Genomic DNA, 20,689 nt, shown 5'->3' with positions numbered 1-20,689 from the left:
CGCCCTGTCGGCTGCCGGGCGCAGCTGACAGGGCGGCCGACGGGGCGACCGGGAAGACCCGGGCCGTCAGCCGACGATGTGCCGCAGGATGTCGAGGATCTCGGCGGTGATCGCGGCCTCGTTCTGCTCGAACACCGGCCCGGTGAGCTGCTCCGTCTGCTCCGGGAGACCGGTGAGCACGGGGGTGTGCAGGTGGCCGCCGGGCAGCTGCGGGGCGAGCTCCAGCCGTAGCCGGTTGGTGCGGTAGGCCACCTCGTTGGAGAGGTAGCCCCCGCCACCACCGGCGACCGCGCGCGAACCGGGGGTCGGGCCGTCCGTCCGGTCGACCGGGCCGCTCGCCCCGGCGGGGATCTCGGTGACGGTGGTGTTCACCTTGAGCGGGTACGGCTGCTGGACGGCGGTCATCGGCCCGGTGGGCAGGCTGGTGGCGATGAACTCCGCACCGGGACCGAGGCCGGGGGCGGTGACGGGGTGCTCGCGGGTGCCACCGGACAACGCGCCCGCGTTGTCGGGGTACGGGTCCGCGGAGCGGGACCGGCCGGCCCAGGCCTCCAGGGTGAACAGTCCGGGATAGCCCTGGCTGACGGTGGTGATGAGGTCCGCGGACCGGTGGCCGGGGGCGAGCCGCGGGGCGAAGGCGCGCTCGACGATGCCGCGGTCGAAGTCGCCGTAGCGGACCGGGAACAGCACCGTCTGGATCTCCGCGGGGCTGCCGTCGGCCAGGACGATCCGCCGTCCGTCCAGTTGCAGGGCCGCCGAGCCCGACGGATTGGCGCGGCGCAGCTCGGCGTCCAGACCGAACGGGTCGAACCCGCTGACGAAGATCCGGCGCACGCCCGGACGGCCGCCGAACCCGCTGTCGGCGAGTCCGCGCGAGGCGTCCTCGAAGCGCTGCCGCAGGACGGCGGCGTCGACGGCGAAGTCCGGTTTCCAGCGGCCGAGTTGCAGGGTCATGGCGACCCTGGTCCAGTACAGCGGCCGGTCGTCGACGGCCGGCAGGTCGCCGCCGGGACGGCGCCCCTGGGCGCGGTCGACGCCGGCCCGCCACAGTGCCTCGCCCCAGGCGTCGACCAGCCGGCCGGCCTGCTCGGCGGTGCGCGCGGTGCAGAGCGCTGCGGGGAACCGGCGGACGAAGTCGCCGAAGCCCCCGCGTTCGGTCAGGGCAGCGGTCCGCGGGTCCGCCGTACGTGCCTGTTCCCGGTCCGGCTGCGCGGAGTCGACGGTCTGGCAGTGGGGACGGGCCTGCTGCGCGGTACCGGCGGTGGCGGTGGCGGTGGGAGTGATCGTGGCGGCGAGTGCGCCGATGAGGGTCGCGGCGAGGGCGGCACGGCGCCGGGCGGTCGTCATGACGTGGACACTACATTCGCGCCCTCGGCTTCACCAGGGTGCCGCACCGTCACCGCCGACAGTCACGGTCGGCGGCGGCGGAGCCGGGCGGGACCCACGGCCCAGCAGTCTTCCGCCCCGCCGCCCCGCCCACCTCTGAAGGCACGCGGTGCGGCGGCGCGGGCCCCTCGTGGAGTGCGGGGTCCGCGCCCCGCGGACCGCGCTCACGGGCTCACGGGCTCACGGGCTCACGGGCTCACAACTGTCCTGCGGTGGAGGCGAATCGGCTCGCCCCACCGCGCGGTCCTTCCACCCGGTACGCCCGCCCGCGCGGTCGATCGGTCGGCGGTGCGGACAGCGGAACGCGGTCAGTCGTCGCCGTCCTGGCCCCGGTCGTCGCCGTCGCGGTGGTGCCCGGCGGACCGGGCGAAGACCTGGTTGTCGGTGCCCGCCGGGCCGCCGGTGCCGGCGACCAGGTTGCCGCTGGTCGAGCCGAACACCACCGTGTCACCGTCGGCGTCCACGACCGGGTCGATCGAGGAGCCGTTGCCGAGCGAGCCGTCCGGCGCGGTGGCGATCCGCTCGGTACGGCCGGTGCGCAGGTCGTGGCGGTAGACGTCCCAGCCCGCGTGCTGCGGCCCTGCCACCAGGTTGTCGGCGGCGGAGGTGAAGTAGAGCCAGCGGTTGTCGGCCGTGATCCGGCCGTGGTCGGACGAGCCGACCGACGCGGTGCCGGGCAGCCCCCCGCTGACCTTCGTCACGGTGCCCTTCCTGAGGTCCCGGACGTACAGCACGGTGTGGAACCGGTGGCCGTTGGTCGACCCGCCCGGCTCGGGCAGGGCGTAGATCGCACGCCGCCCGTCGGGGCTGATCGTCGCACCGAAGCTCGCGTAGCCGAGGTTGCCGTCGAGGTCGAGGCTCGCGGCGGAGATGCGGCCGGACTTCACGTCGTACGTGTAGTAGACGCCGGTCGTCGGCCGGGCGAGGCTCGTTCCCGCGCTGCGGGGCGTGGCTGCGGCGAGGCCCGGGGCCAGCTCCACGTCGGCGGGAGCGCCGCCCCCGACAGCCGCGGCGGCGACGGCAGGGGTCTCCTCGGCGGGCACCAGGTTGCCCGCGAGGGAGGTGAAGCCGATGGTGCGGCCGTCCGCGCTGATCGTCGGGTTGAGCGACATGCCGTCGCCCGGCTTGCCGTCCACCCCGCGGGTCACCAGACGGGTCTTCCCCGTCCAGCGGTCGGTGACGTAGATGTTGTAGTCCCAGGTGTAGGGCCTGGCCAGTGACGGGTCACCACCTTGCAGGTCCGGGACGAGGTCGGTCCGACTGGAGACGAAGGCCACGTACCGGCCGTTCGCACTGAGCGAGGGCGCGTACGAGGCGTGGAACCGGTCGGTGTCGGTGCTGGTGAGCCCACCGCTGACCAGCTCGGTGCGCCCGGTCCTCCGGTCGCGGACGTACACCTCGGTGCGCCCCTGGACCTGGACGCCGGGCACCACGTTCTCGGCCTCGCTGTCGAAGGCGACGTAACGGCCGTCGGCGTTGATCGCGACGTAGTCGGTGAAGCCGTCCAGCGCGTTGTCGTCGTCGGACAGGTTGACGCGCTCGGTGCGGCCCGTCCTCAGGTCGCGGACGTAGGCGTCGCGTCCGCTCTTCGCCGGCTGGGACACCAGGTTCGTGGCCCACGAGGTGAACAGGGCGTACCGGCCGTCGGCGCTGATCGCCTGGCTCCATGACTGGCTGTCCGGCACCGTGCCGTTCACCCCGACACTGATCTGGACGGTGCCGCGCAGTGCCGGGCGGGCCTGGGCGGGGGCCGCGGTCGCGGCGAGGACGGCGGCGGCGACGAGGACGCTGCCGCCACCGGCCAGCCACCGGTTGCGGACGGTACGGATGCGATGGGCCATGAGATCTGTCCTTCCCCTGGGATCACCCGGCCGGGCTCCCTCCCGGCGGCGGGCTCCAGGCGAGCCAATCGCCGGGAGGGGCGCCGGTCAACAGCCACAGGTGATCCCGGCGGAAGATACGTCAACAGACGTATACCGTCGGAGTCGCCGCCCGCAGCGGCCGTCACGGGCCGGGCCTGACCGATGGAGCGGCCCGGGGCGGACCGGGTCAGGCGGCGAGCTGCCTGTCGGCGGCGAAGGCGGTGGCGGCCCGGGTGTAGCAGAAGTACCCCGCAGAGTCCTCCGCGTAGCGCCAGGGCAGGGCGTTCACGTAGCCGTCGACCAGCTGGAACTGCGCCATCGCCTCGACCGGCCGCTCCGTCATGACGTAGCACCAGGCGAGCAGGTGCCGGATCTCGGCGGCGCGGGGGTGACCGGCGGGTGCCGCGTCCACGGCCCGGCGGGCGGCATCGACGGCAGCCTGCGCGTACGGGGTGGACCAGTAGGTCTCCTCCGCGCCGTCCGGCTCGTGCTCGTGCAGCGCGATCAGCCGCATCCCGGCCAGCAGGCTGCTCTCCGGGGCGGCCGTGGCCGCGCGGTCGGCGAACGCGTCGGCCTGCTTCGCGGAGCCGTGCCACTTGGCGCACCGGTACTGGACCGCCGCGTAGTGGCCCGGGTAGTTGAACTCGTCCTCACGGGTGTCAGAGACCTCGCACTCGACGGCTGGACCCACGAACCCACCACCTCGGCCACCCTCACGTCCGGCTCGGCCCTGCTCACCGGCGCCCGCCACCGCATCGCCTTCGGTACGACACCCTGCGGGTCGAACAGCTCCGCGGCTACCTGACGGGCTCCCCCTGAGGCGGGCCCACGGACGCCTGCGGACCGCCGGACCGGGGCGAGGGGCAGACCCGGCACGACCCACCGAGCCCCCACCGACGTTTTCGTGACCGTGATTTGACGATACGTCACCAAGGTGTCCGGTCCGGGAACGGAATCCGCGTTTGCCGTATCGCGGAGCCGCTCCGCTCGCGTTCAATGGTGTCCGGCCGAAGCCCGCACGACCGTGCGCGGAGCTTTCGGCCTCGCACGGACCTCCCCGACCGGCCGTGGCGATTCGGCGACCCGGCGATCGAGAGGACACCCGAAGTGAAGCTCACAGCGAGAGCGGCGAGAGCAGCAGGAGCGGCAGAGGCCCGGACGAAGGACGGCAGGACGACACGCGGGAGGTCCCGGATCCGGCTCGGCGTCACCCTGGCCGCACTGATGGCGTTCGCCGCGGCACCGGCGACCGCGCAGGCCGCACAAACCGCGCGGACAGGGCACGACGACGCGGGGAGGCGCTGCTCCGGGGGCTACGTGGCACTCACGTTCGACGACGGTCCGACGGCGAGTACACCCGCGTACCTGAAGGCGCTGCGCGACGCCGGGAACACCAGGGCCACGTTCTTCGTGACCGGCGGCCTGGCCCAGACGCGCCCGGACGGGACCCCGCGCATCGCCGCGGAGGGCCACCGGATCGGCAACCACTCGTACACCCACGCCAACCTGGTCGAGCTCGACGCGCCCACCGCGTTCGCCGAGCTGCAGGACACCAGCCGCGTGATCCGGTCGCAGACGGGCCGGGCACCGACGCTCTTCCGGCCGCCGTTCGGCAGCACCGACGCGCGGACCAGGCAGGACGCGTCCAGGCTCGGGATGACGGAGGTGATCTGGACGACCGACACCGTCGACTGGAGCGGCATCCCCACCGAGACCGTCGTGGCGAACGCCCTCACCGTGAAGCCCGGCGGCATCGTCCTGCTCCACGACGGCCTGCCGACGACGCTCGCGGCGATCCCGAAGATCGTCCAGGGCCTCGCCGAGCGGCGCCTGTGTGCGGGCCAGATCGTGTACTCGGCCGAGCCCGTCGAGGCCTGGCCGGGGCTGACCTTCCACGCCAAGGCGGCCCGCTGGTGACGTAGCGATCGGGGCCCTTCGGCCGTCCGGGCACGGCGGCCCGGGCGGCCGAACGCCCGGTCAGCCGGCCGCGGGCCCCGCCGCGGGCTCGAAGTCGTCGAGGTAGGGCTCCAGGAACGGCGCCAGCTCGACGGCGAACGGCCGGGCCCCGGCCGGGGCCGGGACGGGGGCGGTGGTGGCGGGCTCGGAGAAGGGCTGCCACAGCGGGAGCCGGTCGGGGGTGTTCATGATCGCCAGTGTGACATGCCACGGACCCGGACCGAACCGATATAGGGGCGCAGCCCGGTCACGGCGGCGGCCGTCGGCCGACAGGAGCCTCGTCGCCACCCGTCAGCGGGCCCGGCCGGCGGCGCGCGGGACTGCCCGACCACCTCCGCCGCCACCCCGACCGACGGACTCCGGGACGCTGTCGGCCGGGCCCGCGCCCGGACGCCGTCCCCGGCTAGAGGATGACGAGCACGTTGGTGCCCGACACCAACTTCCTGTTGACGGAGGTCGATTGGACGAACACGGTGTACTCGGGGTTGTCGCCCGGCTTCACCGTCGCCTCCGACTTCGGCAGGCCGAGGAGCCGGCGGGCCGCCGGGCCCGAGAACACCCTGCCCGTCATCAGGCCGGTGGCCGGGTCCTTCTCCGCCACGGCGAGCTGCTTGGTGCCCTGGATCTTCTCGCGCTTGGACAGCTCGTAGAAGGCGCACCCGGTGGTGTACGGGTGTCCGGCGCCGGTGACGAAGTCGCGGATCGGTGACTGCTCGTCGACCGGGATCAGGACGTACTTGCCGGTGTCCAGGGCGTCGAGGCTGGCCTTCACCTCGGCCGTGCTCAGGTCCTGGCCCATGGAGAACAGGTTCTTGGTGCCGCGCACCCCCTGCTCGCGGCCCCGCAGGAAGTCCGTGGCAGCCTTCTTGACGGTGCCGATGGCCTCCTCGACGCCCTTGCTGGAGTCGGCGTCCCAGATCGCGATGTTGCCCGCCGGGAAGCCGTACTCCTGGGCGGTGCGCTTGGCCAGGGAGTTCGGGACGAGGATCGCCGAGGTCCAGTGGTCGGGAAGGTCGTCCATGGCACTCCGGATGCGGTCCATCCACGTGCTCAGGACGGCCTTGCCCCGGCTGCCGCCCAGGCGGGTGTGCATCCGGCCGGACTCCGAGAAGCCCGAGGCGTTCTCCTCGCCGTCGGTGACGACCACCTGGAGGAAGGAGTGCTCCCCGTACCCCTCCCAGATGTTCTTCAGGTCGTCGACGGACTTCACGGCCGCCTCGATCAGCGCCGTCGCACCGTTGTTGACCTCGTAGAGGCCCCGCAGGGACGGCAGGTGCTTGACGTCCATGTCCCAGACCAGGTTCTGCACCTCGTGATCGAAGGCGTAGAGGCTGATGCGGGTCTCGTGACCGAGCCGGTCGGACTCCTCCTGAAGGCCCTTCACGAACTCGTCCACCACGCGCACGAGCTGTGCCTCGTGCTGGCGCATCGAGCCGGAGTTGTCGACCACCAGCGAGACGTGGTTGACCTTGTGCTTGATCCGGTTCGCAGACAAGGTACTGCCCCTCTTCCCACGCTTCTTCGACGCCTTTCCGGCGCCCCCTCCAACGTTGTTCCCACCTTAGGACGGGGCACTGACAGTCCCCTCCGACCTGGGGTTTCGCGAGGGTCGACGGTCCGTCGGGCCCGCCTTCCGGAGCGGGCCGGTGCCTGATCCGCGGTCACGTGGCTGCACTGTTCGGAGTGCTCGGCGGCCCGGCCCTGCGACACTCCACGACGTACGCGCCCGGCCCGGTGTCGGACCCGTACGTTGGCGAGCCGTGAGCAAAGCCACTGCACTCGGCACGTTCGTCCCGTCGGTCGCCGCCGTCGCCACGACGTCCCCGCCTGCGGCGCCGGCGGCCCCGGCCCCGACGCTGCCGGCCACCTCGACCGCGTCAGGGGCCCGGCGGCCGAAGGACACGGTCTGGACCGGTACCGCCACCGACCGGTCGACTGGACGGCCTGCCGGGACGCCGCGCGCACCGCGAGCGGCACGCGGTGCGCGCGCCTCACCGTCCCCCTCGACTGCGGCGAGCCGGACGGGCGCACCATCGAGATCGCCGTCTCGCGCATCGCGTCGACCGACCCTTCGAGACGGCGTGGCATCCTCCAGACCGACCCGGGCGGCCCCGGGGTCCGCGGACTGGGCATGCCCGGCGACCTGCTGAAGGTGATGGGCCCGGGCCTGGCCGAGGAGCAGGGCCCGGAGGCGGCCCGGGCCGGGAGCGGGGCCGCGGCTTCGCGGCGCCCGGCCCGGACGTTCAGGCCGCGCGGCAGAGTCCTGCGGGGCCGGCCGGGGCCGAGGAGCGGGCCACGGTCGCGTACACCGGACGGGCGATGGGGGCGGGGGCCGCCTGCGAGCGGTTCCGCGCGAAGACCACCAGGCGCAGCACCGCGAACCGCGCGACACCGGCGAGTGCGGAGGCCGACAGGTAGACGGCCTGTTCGAGCATCGCTCCGGGCGCGGCCGCCAGTTGCTGCAGGGCGAGCATCGCGGCGCAGGTCACCGCGTACGCGGCCGCCGCCGAGCCGGCCGACTGCGCGTGCTGGCGCCGGGTCGCGCGCCCGCCCGCGCCGAAGGTGAAGCGTGCGTGCAGTTCGGTGGCGAGGAGCGTGGAGACCACGGTGATCAGGGCGTTGGCCAGGATCCAGGGCGTCCAGGAGGCGAGGGCCGTCACGGCGAAGCTGGAGGCGAGCCCCACCCCGCCGCCGCAGAGCACGAAGCGGGCGAAGGCGGTGCAGGCTCCGGGCTCGGTCTGCTTCCGGCTCTGCGCTGTCTCCATGATCCGCCCCCGTCGATGACCACCCCACGAACCGCCCATGCGGTTTCCGACGAAGGAAACGCTACGTTGCCTTCAGCATTCAAGCAACACGACAGTTGCGCAGAAGTGCCATCCATGCAGCTCGTAGCAATATTTTCATTGCAATGAACCCTGGATCGAATGCAACGTCCACCGCCCGCTCGTTGCACTCACCTGACGGTGAACGCTCTGCCGGAGGTCCGGCGGGGGCTGCCCGCCGGACCGTCGGCTACCGGTTGTCCCAGTCGAGGCGCAGAACGGCGAGGTCGTCGGTGTGACGGCCGGCGTTCAGGGCGTGGGTCTCCTGGATGACGAGGTCCACGTGGGCGGCCGGATCGGTCGGCGGCAGCTTTCCGATCAGGGTGAGCAGCCCCTCGACGCCGAGGCGCTCGCCCATCGTGCCGTTGTGGCCCTCGGTCAGGCCGTCGGTGTAGAGGGTCAGGGCCGCGTTGGCCGGGAGCGGGACGACCGTGGAGGGCCAGTCGCGCAGCCCCGGCAGGAGGCCCAGGGCGATGCCGTGGGTGGCGGTCAGCTCCCGGGTGCCCTCCGCCGTGGTGAGGAGGGGTTCGTGGTGACCGGCGAGATGGAGGGTGGCGGTCGCCGCGTTCTGGTCGAGGGTGAGGAGGGTGCAGGTGGCGAACATGGACGGGCCGCCGCGCTCGGCGACGAGGATGCGTTCCATCAGGTGGAGCAGGTCGCCGCCCCGGTGTCCGCCGAGGACGAGGGAGCGCCAGGCGATGCGCAGGAGGACGCCGAGTGCGGCGGCGTCGGGCCCGTGCCCGCTGACGTCCCCGACGACGGCGTGCAGCAGTCCGTCGTCGCCCTCCACGACGTCGAGGAAGTCCCCGCCGAGCAGGGCCGTCGTGACGCCGGGGAGGTAGCGGGTGGTCACCGTCACCCGGGAGGTGTCGAGGATCGGCGGGGGCAGCAGGCCGCGCTCCAGGCGGGCGTTCTCCTCCGCCCGCAGGCGGACGGCCTGGGCCTCGATGTTGGCGCGTTCGGTCTGGCTGCGGTAGACGGCGTAGCGCACCGTCCGGCGCAGCACGTCGGCCACGACCATGCCCTTGACGAGGTAGTCCTGGGCGCCGGCGGCCATCGCCTCGGTGCCCGCCCGGGCTTCGGACAGCCCGGTCAGGACGACCACGGCCGTGTGCGGGGCCAGCGCGCGGACGGCGGTGAGCGCGGCGGTGCCGGACGCGTCGGGCAGGTGCAGGTCGAGGAGGATGCAGTCGACGGGGCTGGTGGCCAGCACCGTGCGGGCCGCGGCCAGCGTGGCGCTGACGGTCAGCTCGAAGCGCAGTTCCGTGTCGTGGAGGAGTTCCTCCACGAGCAGGGCGTCGCCCTCGTCGTCCTCGATGAGGAGGATGCGGTAGACCGGTTCGTCGGAGGCCGCCCCGGTGGCGGCTGCCAGGGCCGCGGTCATCGTGCCGGCTCCGCGCCGACGCGGGTGGCTTCCCGCAGCTCGGGACCGTCCGCGATCTCGGGGGCCTCGGAGGCGAGGGTGAAGGTGATCCGGGTCCCGTCCCGGTACTCGGGGTCGACGGCGATGGTGCCGCCGTGGAAGTCGACGATCTTCTTGCACAACGCCAGGCCGATGCCGCTCCCGTTGTAGGCGTCCTTGGTGTGCAGCCGCTGGAAGATCACGAAGACCTTCTCCGCGAACTCCGGCGCGATGCCGATGCCGTTGTCGGTCACCGCGAACCGCCACAGCTCCCCCTCCCGCTCGGCCGAGACGTGGATCTTCGGCTCCCGGCCGGGCCGGCGGAACTTGACGGCGTTGCCGATCAGGTTCTGCCAGAGCATCCCCATCTGGGTGGGGTCGGCGACCAGCGTCGGCAACGGGTCGTGGGTGACGAGCGCGCCGGCCTCCTCGATACCGACGCTGAGCGTGGCCAGGGTCTGCTCCAGCGTCGCGGTCAGGTCGACCTCCTTGTGGGCGTGGTGGAGCCGCCCCACGCGGGAGAAGTCGAGGAGGTCGTTGATGAGGGTCTGCATGCGGTTGGCGCCGTCGACCGCGAACCCGATGTACTGGTCCGCCTTCGCGTCGAGTTGCCCGCCGTACCGCCGCTGGAGGAGCTGGGTGAAGCTGGAGACCTTGCGCAGCGGCTCCTGCAGGTCGTGGGAGGCCACGTAGGCGAACTGCTCCAGCTCGGTGTTGGAGCGCTGGAGCTCGGCCGCCTGCGCGTCCAGGCGCAGGCGGGCCTCCTCGGTGAACGCGAGCTCCTGGACCAGGCGCCGGCGCATGGAGTCGATCTCACTGCTCAGCCGGCGCAGGTCGGCGGGGCCGACGGACGCGATGGGGTGGTCGAAGTCGCCTCCGGCGACGGCACGGGCGTCGGCCCCGAGCCGTTCCAGCGGAGTGGTGATGCCGCGGCGCAGCCCTTCGAAGATCAGCACCGTGAGGACCACGATCACCAGGGCGATCGCGGTGAAGATCCAGTTCCTCAGCTCCATGATGCGCGTGAGGTCGTCCCGCGCCTCGACCCGGTCCGCGCGCAGCCGCTCCTGCTGCCTGAGGAGCGCCGACCTCGCCGCGTCGAAGGTGCTCTTGCCCTCCGCCGCCCGTTCGACGACCAGCGGTGACGGTGCCCCGGACGGCGAGGCCGCGGTCGGCCGGGCGATCCTCTCCTGCCACGTCGAGATCAGCCCCTCGACCTCGGCCAGGTCGACGAGGGCGTCGTCGTCGTCCCGGAGCAGGACCGCGAGTCGTGCGACGTGGGTCTCCTGCTCGGTGATTCCCTGCCGGTAGGGTTCGAGGAACTCGGGGTTGCCGGTGAGCCCGTACCCCCGGATGCCGGTCTCCTGGTTGAGCAGGGCCGACTCCAGCCGGAACGCCGTGGTCACCGCGGGCGACTTGACGTCCACGAGGTCCTCGCTGATCGACGCCGTCCGCTCCAGCACCCACGCTCCGGTCACACCGAGAAGGCCCAACACCACCAGGGAGACGGCCGCACCCACCCGCAGCCATCGCCTGGTCGTCCACGTGGAAAACCTCCGCGTCCGCGGCGGCCTGTCGTAGCCGGTCATCCTCTGAGCTCCTCCGGTGTGGCGGCCGCGTCCAGCGGCGCAGCGCTCACTGTAGAGGGCATCCGACAACGCTTGTTGTCGCGGGGTCAATCAGGGGCCTAGAGTGCGGATATGTCTGGCAAGAACTTCGTCCTGCGGACCACTCCGCAGGAGACGGCAGCGGTCGCGGACGCCGCGGTCGCCCACCTTGCGCGGCGTCTTGCTCTTCAGCTGCTGGAAGACCCCTCGCCGCCTGCGACGGACGGCCCGGCACGGTCGCTGAGCCTGCTGCACCTGCTGGACCACCTCCAGCAGGCCACAGTACGGCTCCAGCAAGAGGCGGCCGCCGCCGCCGCCGGCGCGGGCGCCGGCTATCCCCAGCTCGGTGCCGCCTGCGGCATGACCCGCCAAGGCGCCCGCCGCCGGTGGCCGGGGCTCTTCCCCCACTCGAACGACAACCCTGCGGAGCAACCGATGATGACCTCTCCCGCCCGTCCCTTCGACGTCCTGCTCGTCGAGGACGACGTGGCCGACGCCATGCTCATCGAGGAGGCCCTCACCGAACGGGGTACCCGCAACCTGATCCAGGTCACCGACGGGCTCGCCGCACTGGAGCACCTGCGCGCGCCCGACAGTGTACGCCCCGACCTCATCGTCCTCGACCTCAACATGCCCCGGATGAACGGCCGGGACCTGCTGAAGGTCCTGAAGGCCGACGAGGACCTGCGGACCATCCCCGTCGTCGTCCTCACCACCTCCTCGGCCCCGGACGACGTCACCGGCGCGTACAGCAGCCACGCCAACGCCTACGTGACCAAGCCCGTCAACCTGGAGGAGTTCGAGCGGGCCGTCCAGACCATCGACGCCTTCTACCTCGACACCGCCACCCGTCCGCCCCGCGCGTAGGCGCTCCCGGCCGGCGCCGTCCACGCCGACGCCGTCCGCCGGTTCCCGAGCGGGCGGAGTGGCCCGTACGCCGCCGGGTAGGAGTGGAGCCGGGGGTGGTGGACATGGTGTCCGACGGCGTGTGGCAGGTGCTCGTGGAGGAGGAGTCCAAGAACACCTGGGGGGAGGACGACCATCGATGGGGCCTGGCCGCCCGGCACCCGGCCCGCGACGCGGCGAACGCTCACGAACTGGCGGAAAGCCTGGCGCGGTCGTACGTGCCGAGCCTGCTGTCGGAGCGCAAGCCGTACCGCAGGCTGGTGTACCGGCTCGGCGGGGGCGCCTGGCTGGTCGCGCTGGAGTCGCATTCCGGCACGCTGCACGTCCGGATCGGTGTGGCCGAGCTGGTCGAGGTGATCGACCACCAGCCGCCCAAGCGGCGCACCCTGAAACAGTTCCTCGACCCGGAGTGACGACCGGCACGTGGCACCTTCGAGCCTGGCGGAGCAGTGCGCCGGCGCAGAAGTCCGCACGTGGCAGTTCGGCGGCCGGCCGTCCTGGACGGCGACGCCGTCTCGGGGCGCCCGGCAGACGGCCCAGGGGCCGGGCCGCCTGCCGCGCCGAGGTCGGGCCAGGTGCTACCGGCGCCACACGAACACTCCGGGCGACGTCTCCACGGTCTCTCGCGGGAACACCCCGGACACGCGCGCGAGGAGGGCTCGCTGTTCCTCGACCCACCCGGCCGCCGGGGCCAGAGGGAGCTTGACCACCACTCCCGAGGACTCGGGATCGGCGACCGACACCCACATTCCGCCGTTCCGTGTCGGTTGGACGGTCAGCTCCGGACCGCGTCCCGAGTCCGGCCAGGAGGCGCTCCGCCCGCCGGCGAGCTCGCCGAGCTTCCGCTCCCAGTCCTCGACGTCGTCCGGGGTCAGCACCACCGGGAGGCAGCCGTGGACGACCTCGGTAGTGATCACGATCTCGCAGTCGAGCCAGTCGTGACCCAGGAGAGCGCCCGGAGCACTCCGGCCCGTCACCCGCACGCCGACGCTCTGGCCACCGAGCCCGGGGCGGTCGGCCAGGCGGATCAGGTCGACGGACTCGGTCTCCTCCACGACAGCTCTCTTCCCTGCGGCGACATCGGCCCCGGCATCCTCTCCCGGCACACCGACCGGGGTGGACGGCGGGGCCCGGGCAGCGCGGGGACACCCCGAGGCGGTGCCGGACCGGGGCGACCGGTGACACGGGTGGCGTGACCCGCAGTGCCCGCTGTCCGCCGCGGGCGGCGACGGTCGAGCGGGCCGCATGCGACGCCCGGTTCTCCCCCGGCCGATTCAGCACCCCGCCCCTTTGGCGACCGCGCGGCCTGCCACGGGCGGGCGGCTCGCGGGATTCCTCGGCGAATACCGGGCGGGCACAATTCGGAGCACCCCGTTCCGGTTTTTCGCGGCCGTTCGGCCGGCCCGCGGTCGGGTTTCGATCCTTCGCCCCGCCGCCATCCTCGAATATCGGAATCCACTATTCCGGATTCACCGGGATTCCCGCCCCCGCGCACTTCCCCGGCGGCGTCCGACAGAACGGATCGAATCCGACCCGGATCTTTTCGAGCCGGCCGCCATGTCCATGGCCGACCTTTTCGCCCCATAACCTTTTCCTGGAGGCCATGGAGGTCGAACCGGGATGAAGCCGCGTGAAATCGGCGGAACCGCGGCCGGCAAGAGGCACACGCCGCAGGATCCCCCCTCCAGGGCCGTCACGGCACGACGACCTCCCCCACCCGCACCCCCTTCCACCGAAGCCCGCGCAACGGCGCAGCGGGGACGGCGCAGCGGTTACGACAGGCCCTGCGAACGCCGTGACGACCCTGGGGCCGGCCGGCCGCCGGGGCACGGCCGCGACGGGACTCCCCTCCGAGGCGCTCCGGAAGCCGCTCCGTGGAGCCTCCGGATATGCCGTGGAATTTCCGGCGCCCGCCCCGGGACCGCCACTGCCGCCCGGACCGCGTGATTCTTCCGCACTGCGGGCTAATCAGTGCGGGGCATATCCCCCGAAGCGGATCAGGTGTGGTCCAACAAGAAACAGGGGAACAACGGGCCGAATCCCCCGGCGACCGAATCCCGGGCGTCTCACAGTAGGACGTGAAATATTCTCAAACCCCACGTCAGCGGGTCGGCGACGGTTGAGACGTCTCAAGGAGGCCGGTTTCCCTTGGATCGACCCCACCCCTGGGGCAGAGTCGTCAATCGCCGGGCGGAAATCGGCCCGGACATGGCCAGGCAATGACCTCGCTCCCGATAGCGGGAGCGCGGGTAATTCCTTGTCCACCCACCGAAAGGCAGTGACATGACAAAGAAGATGGCGGCCGCCGCGCTGGCCGCGGTCACCCTCGGCACGGTGCTCCTGGGCACCGCCGGACCGGCTCTCGCGAGCAGCGGCGGCTGCGTCACCGGCGACGCGTGTGTCTACTACAGCCCCAACCTGCAGGGCGCCAAGTTCGGCAAGGGCGAGGGCGGCAACTACGACGGCTACTTCGGTGGCGGCGGGGCCGGCAACGGCCAGGCCGTCGTGAACAACGCCGCCTCCGTGCAGAACCTCGACCACTCGTGGAACCTGCGCGTCCACTACCGCGAGTACAGCATCCGCAACACCGGCCCGAACCAGTACGTGCCCCACGACCAGTGGGTGAACCTGGGCGCGGTGCCGTGGAACGGCGGCTCGGTCAACATGCGCAACAACAACCACTCGCAGAGCTGGGAGCGCTGACCCCGCCCTGACCGGGTGCCGGGCCCCCTCCCCGGGGGGCCCGGCACCCGGACCGGCCCCACCCCCGAACGCCCGCACCACCCAGCGGGCCGGTTCCCGAGGAGCCCGCCATGACGTCCCTCCGCCGTTCGCTGCCCGCCCTGCTGCTGGTCCCCCTGTTCCTCCTCGCCGGCTGCGCCTCGCGCCCCGCCGCTACCGAGGCCGCGCCCACCTCCTCCCTCGCCCCGATGGAGCCGCCGGCGATCGGGGACGTCCCCCTGCTGAGCCGGGTGGACGACCGGACGCTGCCCATCGAGGCCTACCTGCTGAGCGGGGAGCAGTTCCGGCAGTACGACGCGGCGCAGACCGTGCTGGTCGCCCGATGCGTGCGGGGGTTCGGTCTCGACTACACCCGCCCGGACGGAGCCGGGGCGTCCGCCGAGACCCAGACCACCCACCGGTACGATCCGATCGAGATCGCCGACGTCACGGTGAACGGCTACCACTCGCCCGACCCCGACCGCGGGAAGAAGCCGGCCGGAGCGCCCTCCCTGAGTGCCGACCTCACCACGGTGCTCGGCTCCGGCCTCGGGCCGGACGGCAAACCCGCCCCGGGATCCGCCTCCACGCTCCGCGGGAAGCCGCTCCCGCCCGGCGGATGCATCGGGGCCGCGCAGAAGGAACTGACCTCGCGCGGCGGGACCGGCCGGGACGCCGACGTCGCGGTGGGGATCAACTACGAGGGCTTCGAGCGCTCGATGAAGGACCCCCGGGTCAAGGCCGCCTTCCAGGACTGGTCACGCTGCATGGCCGACCGCGGCCACTCCTACGCCACGCCCGGGGACGCCCTGAAGGACCCGCGGTGGGCGGCCACCGCCAGGGCGACCGCGGAGGAGATCGCCACGGCCACCGCCGACGTCGAGTGCAAGGCCCGGACCAACGTGGTGGGGACGTGGTTCACCGTCGAGACCGCGTACGAGAACGAGCTGATCCGGCGGCGCCTGCCGGAGCTGACGGCGGTGAAGGCGGACAACGAAGCCATGCTGGAACTCGCCCGGTCCGTGACGGCCTCCGGCAGCTGAGACGGCGCCGGGGGCCGCACCGTCCGGCCGCACCTTCCCGGTGGCCCGTCGACCGGTCCCGGCCGTCGATCGGCGAGGATGGCCGCCATGACGAGTGCGAACGCCGAGCTGCCGGAACTGCCCGACCTCCCCGACCTTCTCAAGCGGGCCGGTTTGGAGACCGTCGGCGACCGGTCGGCCCCGGAGGCCCTGACACCGTCGGCTGCCTGGCGTCCCGTGCTGTCCGGCGAGGTCGAACCCGCCACGACCGTACGACTCGACCGTCCCGACGCCGTCGTCGCACTGAACGCGCGGTGGCACCGGTTCGCCATCGAGCACGGAATCCTCGGCGCGGACGGCGCGTTCCTGATCGACGTCCCCGGCTCGTCCGGCAGTTGCGGCTGCCGCCACTGGACCAGGGTGCGCCTCACCGAGGACTGGGACCTCGCCGGCGTCCTGGGCGCCCCCCGCGGGCGGCCCGCCTTCCTGACGGCCTCGCCGGACGGCGGCACCCTGCTCGGTGTGACCTCCGAGGACGCGATCGCCCGGCTGGTCGCCGTGGAGCGGGTCCGTGAGCGTCAGGAGACCTCCGCCGCGCGGGAGGTCACCGAGACGGCCGAGGAGCGCGCCGCCGCCTGGACGTCCCTGGTCGACGGCCCCGGACCGTCCGAGGCGCTGGGCCGGGCGTGGACCGACGGCCTCGGCCGCAACCCCGCCCTGCCCGAGGACCTGTACGAGGACCTGGTGGATCGCACCGGGTGGATCCTCTACCGCCGGATGCCCGCGAAGGCCCTGGCGAAGGCACTCGGCCACCCCGACCGAGCCATCCGCATCTCCACCCTCGAACACCAACCCGGCCTGGGCCCCGAACACTGGGCCCAGGTGCTCCGGGACGCGGGATCCACCCGGACCCGTTGGGTCGTCACCATGCTGGCGGCGGAGTGGGGCAGGGAACTCCCCCCGGACACCTGCCGACAGCTCGCGTCCGACTCCCAGGCCCGAGTCCGCGCCGAGGCCGCCCGGCTGCCCGGGCTTCCCGCCGACCTGCTCGCCGACCTAGCGGCCGACCCCGACCCGACGGTCCGGGCCGCCGCCTGCCGCCGGGCCTGGCCCCACCTGGACGGCCCGGCCCGCGAGGTGCTGCTCACCGACCCCGACGGCAGGGTCCGCACCCACGCGCGGCACCGGCACCACATCGACCACCCCCTCACCCGCGCCGTGTTCGACGCCGAGGACGGCCTGGACACCGACGCACTGCAGACCTGCCGACTGGACCGCGACCTCGCCGGGCACCTGGCCCGCCACGGCGCCGCGAACCAGCGCCGCGCCCTCGCCGACAACCCTCGACTGGACCCTGACCTGGTCGACCTGCTCGGCCGAGACCCCGACGAGGCCGTCCGCCACCGGGTGGCCCTGCGCCACGACCTCACCGAGGAACAACGCGCCGCCGTCGTGGTCGCGTTCGACCCATCGGCCCATTCGTCGGCACTCGACTGGGTCGTGGCACTGCACGAGGATCCCGACGCCATGCGCCGGCTGGCCGCCTCCGGCCACCCGCTGATCCGGCGGAGCGTCGCCCGGGCCCGCCGCCTTCCGTCCGACGTGGTCGATCGCCTCGCCCGTGACGAGGACCGCGTGGTCCGGCTCTTCCTCGCCGAGTCCTGCGACGACGCGCCGGCCGACATGCTGATGAGCGTGTGGCAGTGGTGGACCGGCAGCCTCACCCGTCCCGACCGACCGCTCGGCCACCCCAATTTCCCCCGCACCGACCTGCTGCGCCACGCCGACGACCCGAATCCGCGGATGCGGAGGCTCGCGCTGGAGGACCCGGCCTCGACAGCCGGGCTGGTCGAGCGGTTCAGCCGGGACGCCGACCCGGAGGTGCGGTACCGGGCCGCCACCGACCCGCGGCTCGGGGCTGCCTCGGCGGTCAGGCTGCTCGACGACCCGAACCGGCACATCCGGCAGGCCGCCGCTGCCCACCCCGGGCTACCGGCACGGGTCCTGGTCCGGCTGCTGCTGGACTCCTGCACCGCGGCCGAGGCCGCCGCCCAGCCCGCACTCCCGGCCGAGGTCATGCGCCGGATGGCGGCCGGTCCCACCGGCGGCCCCCTGTCGTGACGGCCCGCGTCGCCGATCCCGAGCGCCCCGCAACCCTCCGGGCCCGGCCCCGCCGACGCCCTGACGTGGCGTCGGCGGCCCTGGCGCCGGCTCCGCACCCGGCGGGCCCCTCCGGGCCCGCGACCACGGTCCTTGTGCCACCGGGAGTTTGAGCCCGGCGGTTCGGGCAAGACGGGCCCTCGGCAGGCCACCCGGCGCGGAGCCGGGCAGGGCAGCACCGAGGGAAGGGACCCGGAGAATGGAAGCCGGCTACATCGCCATCGCCGCACTGCTCGTGCTGGCCGCACTGCTCGCGGTCGTGCTGCCACGACTGCGCTCCCGCAGGCTGCATGCCCGCTTCGGACCCGAGTACGACAACGCCGTGCTGGGCCACGACGGGCAGGTCCGGCTCGCCGAGCAGGAGCTCTCCGATCGGATCTCCCGCCACCGGAGCCTGCGGATCACCCCGCTCGACGCCGCCGACCGCGATCGGGCGGCGGCCGAACTCCAGGGCCTCCAGGCGCTGTTCGTCGAGGACCCGCTGCGCGCGGTCGCCGAGGCCGACAGCCTGCTCGACACGGTGCTCGGCCGCATGGGGTACCCGGAGAAGGGCCGGCTGGAAGCCGTCTCCGTCGACCACCCCGCCGCGCTCGCCCGCTACCGCACCGCCCGCCGGACGCTGGTCCGCGCCCAGGGCGGCGAGGCCGGCGACAGCGAGGCACTGCGAATGGCCCTGATCGCGGTCCGCGACCTCGCCCAGGAGCTGCTGCACCGGACCCGCCAGGGCGCACTCGCGACGCGCTGACGCCCCGCGCCCGACGCACTCCGCGCCCCGCGCGCTCCGTTCCCGACGCACCCGAAGCACTCGAAGCACTCGAAGCACTCGAAGCACTCGAACGAGGAGGACCGTCATGACGGACACCCGGCACACCCATCGCGCTCCCGCCCTGCCCGCGGAGCCGCCCACCGCCGTACCGGACGTGCCCCCGACTCACGCCGCCCCGCCCGCCGCACCCGGCACGGCCCCCGACGGCCGGGCCCGGCTCGCCGTCGCGCAGACCCCGGTGCACCTGCCGCACGACGCACCCGACCACACGCCGGGCCGCGCACCGGAGCAGGTCCCCGGGGGGACCCCGGCCGGGCCGGACCGCCCGGCCGCAGGCGCCGCACCCGCCGAGCACGTACGGCCCGCGCACGACCGGCCCGCGCACGGTGCGGCACCCGCCCACGACGTGGCCGCCCGCAGTACCGACGCCGCCGCGGCTCCGGCCGGGGCCATGACGAAGGCCGACACCGGTCCGCAGACCGGCGCCCACACCGCCACGCACGCCGGAGCCCACGGCGCCGCCCGGCCGACCCCCGGCGGCTGGCTGGACCGGCAGCGGGTCGAGGTGATCGCCGCCGAGTGGGGCGCCGTGCAGGCCGGGTTCGTCGACGACCCCGCCGGCGCCGTCACCCGCGCCGACGACCTGATCGGCCGGACCGCCGACCAGGTGGCCGAGGCGGTGGCGCAGCGCCGCGCGGCCCTGCGCCCGATGGTCGACGCGGCCGCCAAGGGATCCGGCGGGTCCGGCACCGGGGCCGGGTCGACCGAGGAACTCAGGCTCGCCATGCGGGACTTCCGCAGCGTCCTGGACCGCCTGATCGCCTCCTGACCGGACACCGGTCAGCTCGGAGAAAGGACAGACCTGTGGGAATCGGCGGATGCATCATCCTGTTCGCGGCCGGCGCCATCCTCACGTTCGCCGTCGACTGGGAGCTCTCCGGTGTGAACGTGGACGTGGTCGGCATCATCCTGATGGTCGCCGGACTGCTCGGAATCGCGGTCTACGCCCGGGCGCTGCGCCGCCGGCGGGCGCTCGGCGGCTCGCGCGTGGTCCAGGAGCCCATGGTCGAGGAGCGACGCTACTTCGACGGTCCCTGAACCCGCGGTTCCGGGACACCTGGGCAAGCCGACGGTTGACGGCGCACCCCTAGGGCGGCCCGGTCCGCAGTGGACCGGGCCGCCGCCTCGTGGCCCGTGCGGGCCGCGTGGGACCGGGCCCCTTACCCGGTGCCTCCGCAGCCGTGCCCCACCGTAGGGAGCAGGCCCTCCACGGCCGCCACCCCGCCGCTGTTCGCGGTGGGGTGGCGGCCGGCGCCGTGCGCGGGTCCTCACGGCCACCCGCTCAGCGCCCGCGTTCGAGCCGGTCCGTCCACGTCGTCCCCGGAACGGCGGACTCGGATCGCGCCGCCCCTGCCCCGACCTGCCCGCGCCGCAGTCGGGCCGGCGTGCTTCGACGGGGGCCACCACGCGGCGCCACTCGATCGCCCCGGGTTTGCGGGGCCCCTCTGAACCCTCCGCACGCCGCGACGCCCGGCCCCGGGCCGCGGAGCCGGGTGCGCCAGGTACGCCGGGATACCTCGACGGCGCCCGCACCCACCGGACGCAGCGGCCCGGGGCCCCGGTTTCGTTTTCCGGCCGGCTTCGTTCCCGGTGCTGCGAGGAGCGCCGGGGCACGGCACAGTGGGGCGGAGCAAGCGTCGGCCGTGTTCAGGAAAAGGCAGCAGTGGAATCCGGACTTCGCATCACCCGCCGTCAAACCGCGCCCGGTGTACGGCAGGTGGCACTGGACGGGTATGCCGACATGGACACGGCCGCCGTCCTGCGCGCCGCCCTGGAGGACGAGTTCGGTGCCACCCCCTTGCCGACGACCCTCGTCGTCGACTGCGGGGAGCTGAGTTTCTGCGCGTCGGCCGGACTCAACGAACTCCTCCGAGGCCGGCTGACCGCCGCCGGCCTGGGCGTCACCTTCCAGGTGGCCTCACCTCGGGACCAGCTGCGCAGACTGCTGCACCTGACGGAGACGAGCGCCCTCCTGGGGGTGCGGCCCGCCACCGAGTCCACGCCGTCCTGACCGGCCGCTCG

19 protein-coding genes are annotated in these 20,689 nt (G+C 73.4%); 10 read left to right on the top strand and 9 right to left on the bottom strand.

Features of this window, described 5'->3' with window-relative positions; genetic code table 11:
* Window positions 1-66 precede the first annotated feature (66 nt).
* The 3 genes from ACFWIC_RS22640 to ACFWIC_RS22630 form a co-directional block, all read right to left on the bottom strand.
* A complete protein-coding gene (locus ACFWIC_RS22640; protein WP_380519868.1) occupies window positions 67-1,347 on the bottom strand; it encodes a pyroglutamyl peptidase in 1,281 nt (426 codons plus the stop codon).
* A 347-nt stretch (window positions 1,348-1,694) separates the two neighbouring features.
* Complete coding sequence (locus ACFWIC_RS22635) at window positions 1,695-3,227, bottom strand: TolB family protein (protein ID WP_380359669.1); 1,533 nt, start codon at window positions 3,225-3,227, stop codon at window positions 1,695-1,697.
* Between the two features lie 208 nt (window positions 3,228-3,435).
* Complete coding sequence (locus ACFWIC_RS22630) at window positions 3,436-3,939, bottom strand: hypothetical protein (RefSeq protein ID WP_380519867.1); 504 nt, start codon at window positions 3,937-3,939, stop codon at window positions 3,436-3,438.
* A gap of 626 nt (window positions 3,940-4,565) precedes the next feature.
* Between ACFWIC_RS22630 and ACFWIC_RS22625 the strand changes: the two genes are divergently transcribed.
* Window positions 4,566-5,165, top strand: coding sequence for a polysaccharide deacetylase family protein (locus ACFWIC_RS22625; protein ID WP_380359667.1), 600 nt, complete (start codon window positions 4,566-4,568; stop codon window positions 5,163-5,165).
* Between the two features lie 60 nt (window positions 5,166-5,225).
* Here ACFWIC_RS22625 and ACFWIC_RS22620 read toward each other — a convergent pair whose 3' ends face one another.
* The 5 genes from ACFWIC_RS22620 to ACFWIC_RS22600 all read right to left on the bottom strand — a co-directional run bounded on the left by ACFWIC_RS22620 (window position 5,226) and on the right by ACFWIC_RS22600 (window position 11,014).
* A complete protein-coding gene (locus tag ACFWIC_RS22620) occupies window positions 5,226-5,393 on the bottom strand; it encodes a hypothetical protein (protein WP_329876664.1) in 168 nt (55 codons plus the stop codon).
* Window positions 5,394-5,607: 214 nt separating this feature from the next.
* The gene (locus tag ACFWIC_RS22615; protein ID WP_329883820.1) at window positions 5,608-6,699 is read right to left on the bottom strand and encodes a vWA domain-containing protein; all 1,092 of its coding nucleotides are present in this window, start codon (window positions 6,697-6,699) and stop codon (window positions 5,608-5,610) included.
* Between the two features lie 748 nt (window positions 6,700-7,447).
* Complete coding sequence (locus ACFWIC_RS22610; protein WP_380519866.1) at window positions 7,448-7,969, bottom strand: hypothetical protein; 522 nt, start codon at window positions 7,967-7,969, stop codon at window positions 7,448-7,450.
* A 247-nt stretch (window positions 7,970-8,216) separates the two neighbouring features.
* Entirely contained in the window at window positions 8,217-9,410 is a 1,194-nt protein-coding gene (locus ACFWIC_RS22605) for a SpoIIE family protein phosphatase (RefSeq protein WP_329950248.1), read from the bottom strand.
* Window positions 9,407-11,014 carry a CHASE3 domain-containing protein gene (locus tag ACFWIC_RS22600; RefSeq protein ID WP_329950247.1) on the bottom strand — a complete coding sequence of 536 codons (1,608 nt, stop codon included), beginning with the start codon at window positions 11,012-11,014 and terminating at the stop codon, window positions 9,407-9,409. The genes ACFWIC_RS22605 and ACFWIC_RS22600 overlap by 4 nt, the downstream gene beginning before the upstream one ends.
* A gap of 111 nt (window positions 11,015-11,125) precedes the next feature.
* Between ACFWIC_RS22600 and ACFWIC_RS22595 the strand changes: the two genes are divergently transcribed.
* Together ACFWIC_RS22595 and ACFWIC_RS22590 are read left to right on the top strand one after the other, a co-directional pair.
* Window positions 11,126-11,899 (top strand): response regulator, encoded by a 774-nt coding sequence (locus tag ACFWIC_RS22595; protein ID WP_380359663.1) that lies wholly within the window; start codon window positions 11,126-11,128, stop codon window positions 11,897-11,899.
* Between the two features lie 95 nt (window positions 11,900-11,994).
* Window positions 11,995-12,351, top strand: coding sequence for a hypothetical protein (locus ACFWIC_RS22590; protein ID WP_329883814.1), 357 nt, complete (start codon window positions 11,995-11,997; stop codon window positions 12,349-12,351).
* Between the two features lie 165 nt (window positions 12,352-12,516).
* Here ACFWIC_RS22590 and ACFWIC_RS22585 read toward each other — a convergent pair whose 3' ends face one another.
* Window positions 12,517-12,993, bottom strand: a complete 477-nt coding sequence (locus ACFWIC_RS22585) for a DUF5959 family protein (protein ID WP_380519865.1) — start codon at window positions 12,991-12,993, stop codon at window positions 12,517-12,519.
* 1,228 nt (window positions 12,994-14,221) lie between these two features.
* On the opposite strand from ACFWIC_RS22585, the gene ACFWIC_RS22580 reads away from it, so the two are divergent.
* From ACFWIC_RS22580 to ACFWIC_RS22550, 7 genes are all read left to right on the top strand, one after another.
* On the top strand, window positions 14,222-14,641 hold the full coding sequence (locus ACFWIC_RS22580) for a hypothetical protein (RefSeq protein WP_355405930.1): 420 nt from the start codon (window positions 14,222-14,224) through the stop codon (window positions 14,639-14,641).
* A 110-nt stretch (window positions 14,642-14,751) separates the two neighbouring features.
* Window positions 14,752-15,702 carry a hypothetical protein gene (locus ACFWIC_RS22575; RefSeq protein ID WP_380519864.1) on the top strand — a complete coding sequence of 317 codons (951 nt, stop codon included), beginning with the start codon at window positions 14,752-14,754 and terminating at the stop codon, window positions 15,700-15,702.
* Window positions 15,703-15,789: 87 nt separating this feature from the next.
* Window positions 15,790-17,802, top strand: a complete 2,013-nt coding sequence (locus ACFWIC_RS22570; protein ID WP_380519863.1) for a PE-PGRS family protein — start codon at window positions 15,790-15,792, stop codon at window positions 17,800-17,802.
* 238 nt (window positions 17,803-18,040) lie between these two features.
* A complete protein-coding gene (locus ACFWIC_RS22565; RefSeq protein ID WP_329883808.1) occupies window positions 18,041-18,586 on the top strand; it encodes a hypothetical protein in 546 nt (181 codons plus the stop codon).
* A 106-nt stretch (window positions 18,587-18,692) separates the two neighbouring features.
* Window positions 18,693-19,436 (top strand): hypothetical protein, encoded by a 744-nt coding sequence (locus tag ACFWIC_RS22560; protein WP_380519862.1) that lies wholly within the window; start codon window positions 18,693-18,695, stop codon window positions 19,434-19,436.
* A gap of 35 nt (window positions 19,437-19,471) precedes the next feature.
* Entirely contained in the window at window positions 19,472-19,705 is a 234-nt protein-coding gene (locus ACFWIC_RS22555) for a DUF6458 family protein (RefSeq protein WP_329883806.1), read from the top strand.
* Between the two features lie 625 nt (window positions 19,706-20,330).
* Window positions 20,331-20,678: an STAS domain-containing protein gene (locus tag ACFWIC_RS22550; RefSeq protein ID WP_380364342.1), complete on the top strand. Its 348-nt coding sequence runs from the start codon at window positions 20,331-20,333 to the stop codon at window positions 20,676-20,678.
* Window positions 20,679-20,689 lie beyond the last annotated feature (11 nt).

The sequence above is a fragment of the Kitasatospora sp. NPDC127035 genome (assembly GCF_042726075.1).
Lineage (GTDB): Bacteria > Actinomycetota > Actinomycetes > Streptomycetales > Streptomycetaceae > Kitasatospora.
The sequence above is the reverse complement of the archived record's forward strand: the minus strand, read 5'-3'. Positions and strand labels throughout refer to the sequence as shown.

Bases quoted from the DNA above. Each gene is read 5' to 3' on its own strand.
- ACFWIC_RS22640 (WP_380519868.1), bottom strand. From the start codon at position 1,347: ATGACGACCGCCCGGCGCCGTGCCGCCCTCGCCGCGACCCTCATCGGC.
- ACFWIC_RS22635 (WP_380359669.1), bottom strand. From the start codon at position 3,227: ATGGCCCATCGCATCCGTACCGTCCGCAACCGGTGGCTGGCCGGTGGC.
- ACFWIC_RS22620 (WP_329876664.1), bottom strand. From the start codon at position 5,393: ATGAACACCCCCGACCGGCTCCCGCTGTGGCAGCCCTTCTCCGAGCCC.
- ACFWIC_RS22610 (WP_380519866.1), bottom strand. From the start codon at position 7,969: ATGGAGACAGCGCAGAGCCGGAAGCAGACCGAGCCCGGAGCCTGCACC.
- ACFWIC_RS22605 (WP_329950248.1), bottom strand. From the start codon at position 9,410: ATGACCGCGGCCCTGGCAGCCGCCACCGGGGCGGCCTCCGACGAACCG.
- ACFWIC_RS22600 (WP_329950247.1), bottom strand. From the start codon at position 11,014: ATGACCGGCTACGACAGGCCGCCGCGGACGCGGAGGTTTTCCACGTGG.
- ACFWIC_RS22595 (WP_380359663.1), top strand. From the start codon at position 11,126: ATGTCTGGCAAGAACTTCGTCCTGCGGACCACTCCGCAGGAGACGGCA.
- ACFWIC_RS22580 (WP_355405930.1), top strand. From the start codon at position 14,222: ATGACAAAGAAGATGGCGGCCGCCGCGCTGGCCGCGGTCACCCTCGGC.
- ACFWIC_RS22575 (WP_380519864.1), top strand. From the start codon at position 14,752: ATGACGTCCCTCCGCCGTTCGCTGCCCGCCCTGCTGCTGGTCCCCCTG.
- ACFWIC_RS22570 (WP_380519863.1), top strand. From the start codon at position 15,790: ATGACGAGTGCGAACGCCGAGCTGCCGGAACTGCCCGACCTCCCCGAC.
- ACFWIC_RS22565 (WP_329883808.1), top strand. From the start codon at position 18,041: ATGGAAGCCGGCTACATCGCCATCGCCGCACTGCTCGTGCTGGCCGCA.
- ACFWIC_RS22560 (WP_380519862.1), top strand. From the start codon at position 18,693: ATGACGGACACCCGGCACACCCATCGCGCTCCCGCCCTGCCCGCGGAG.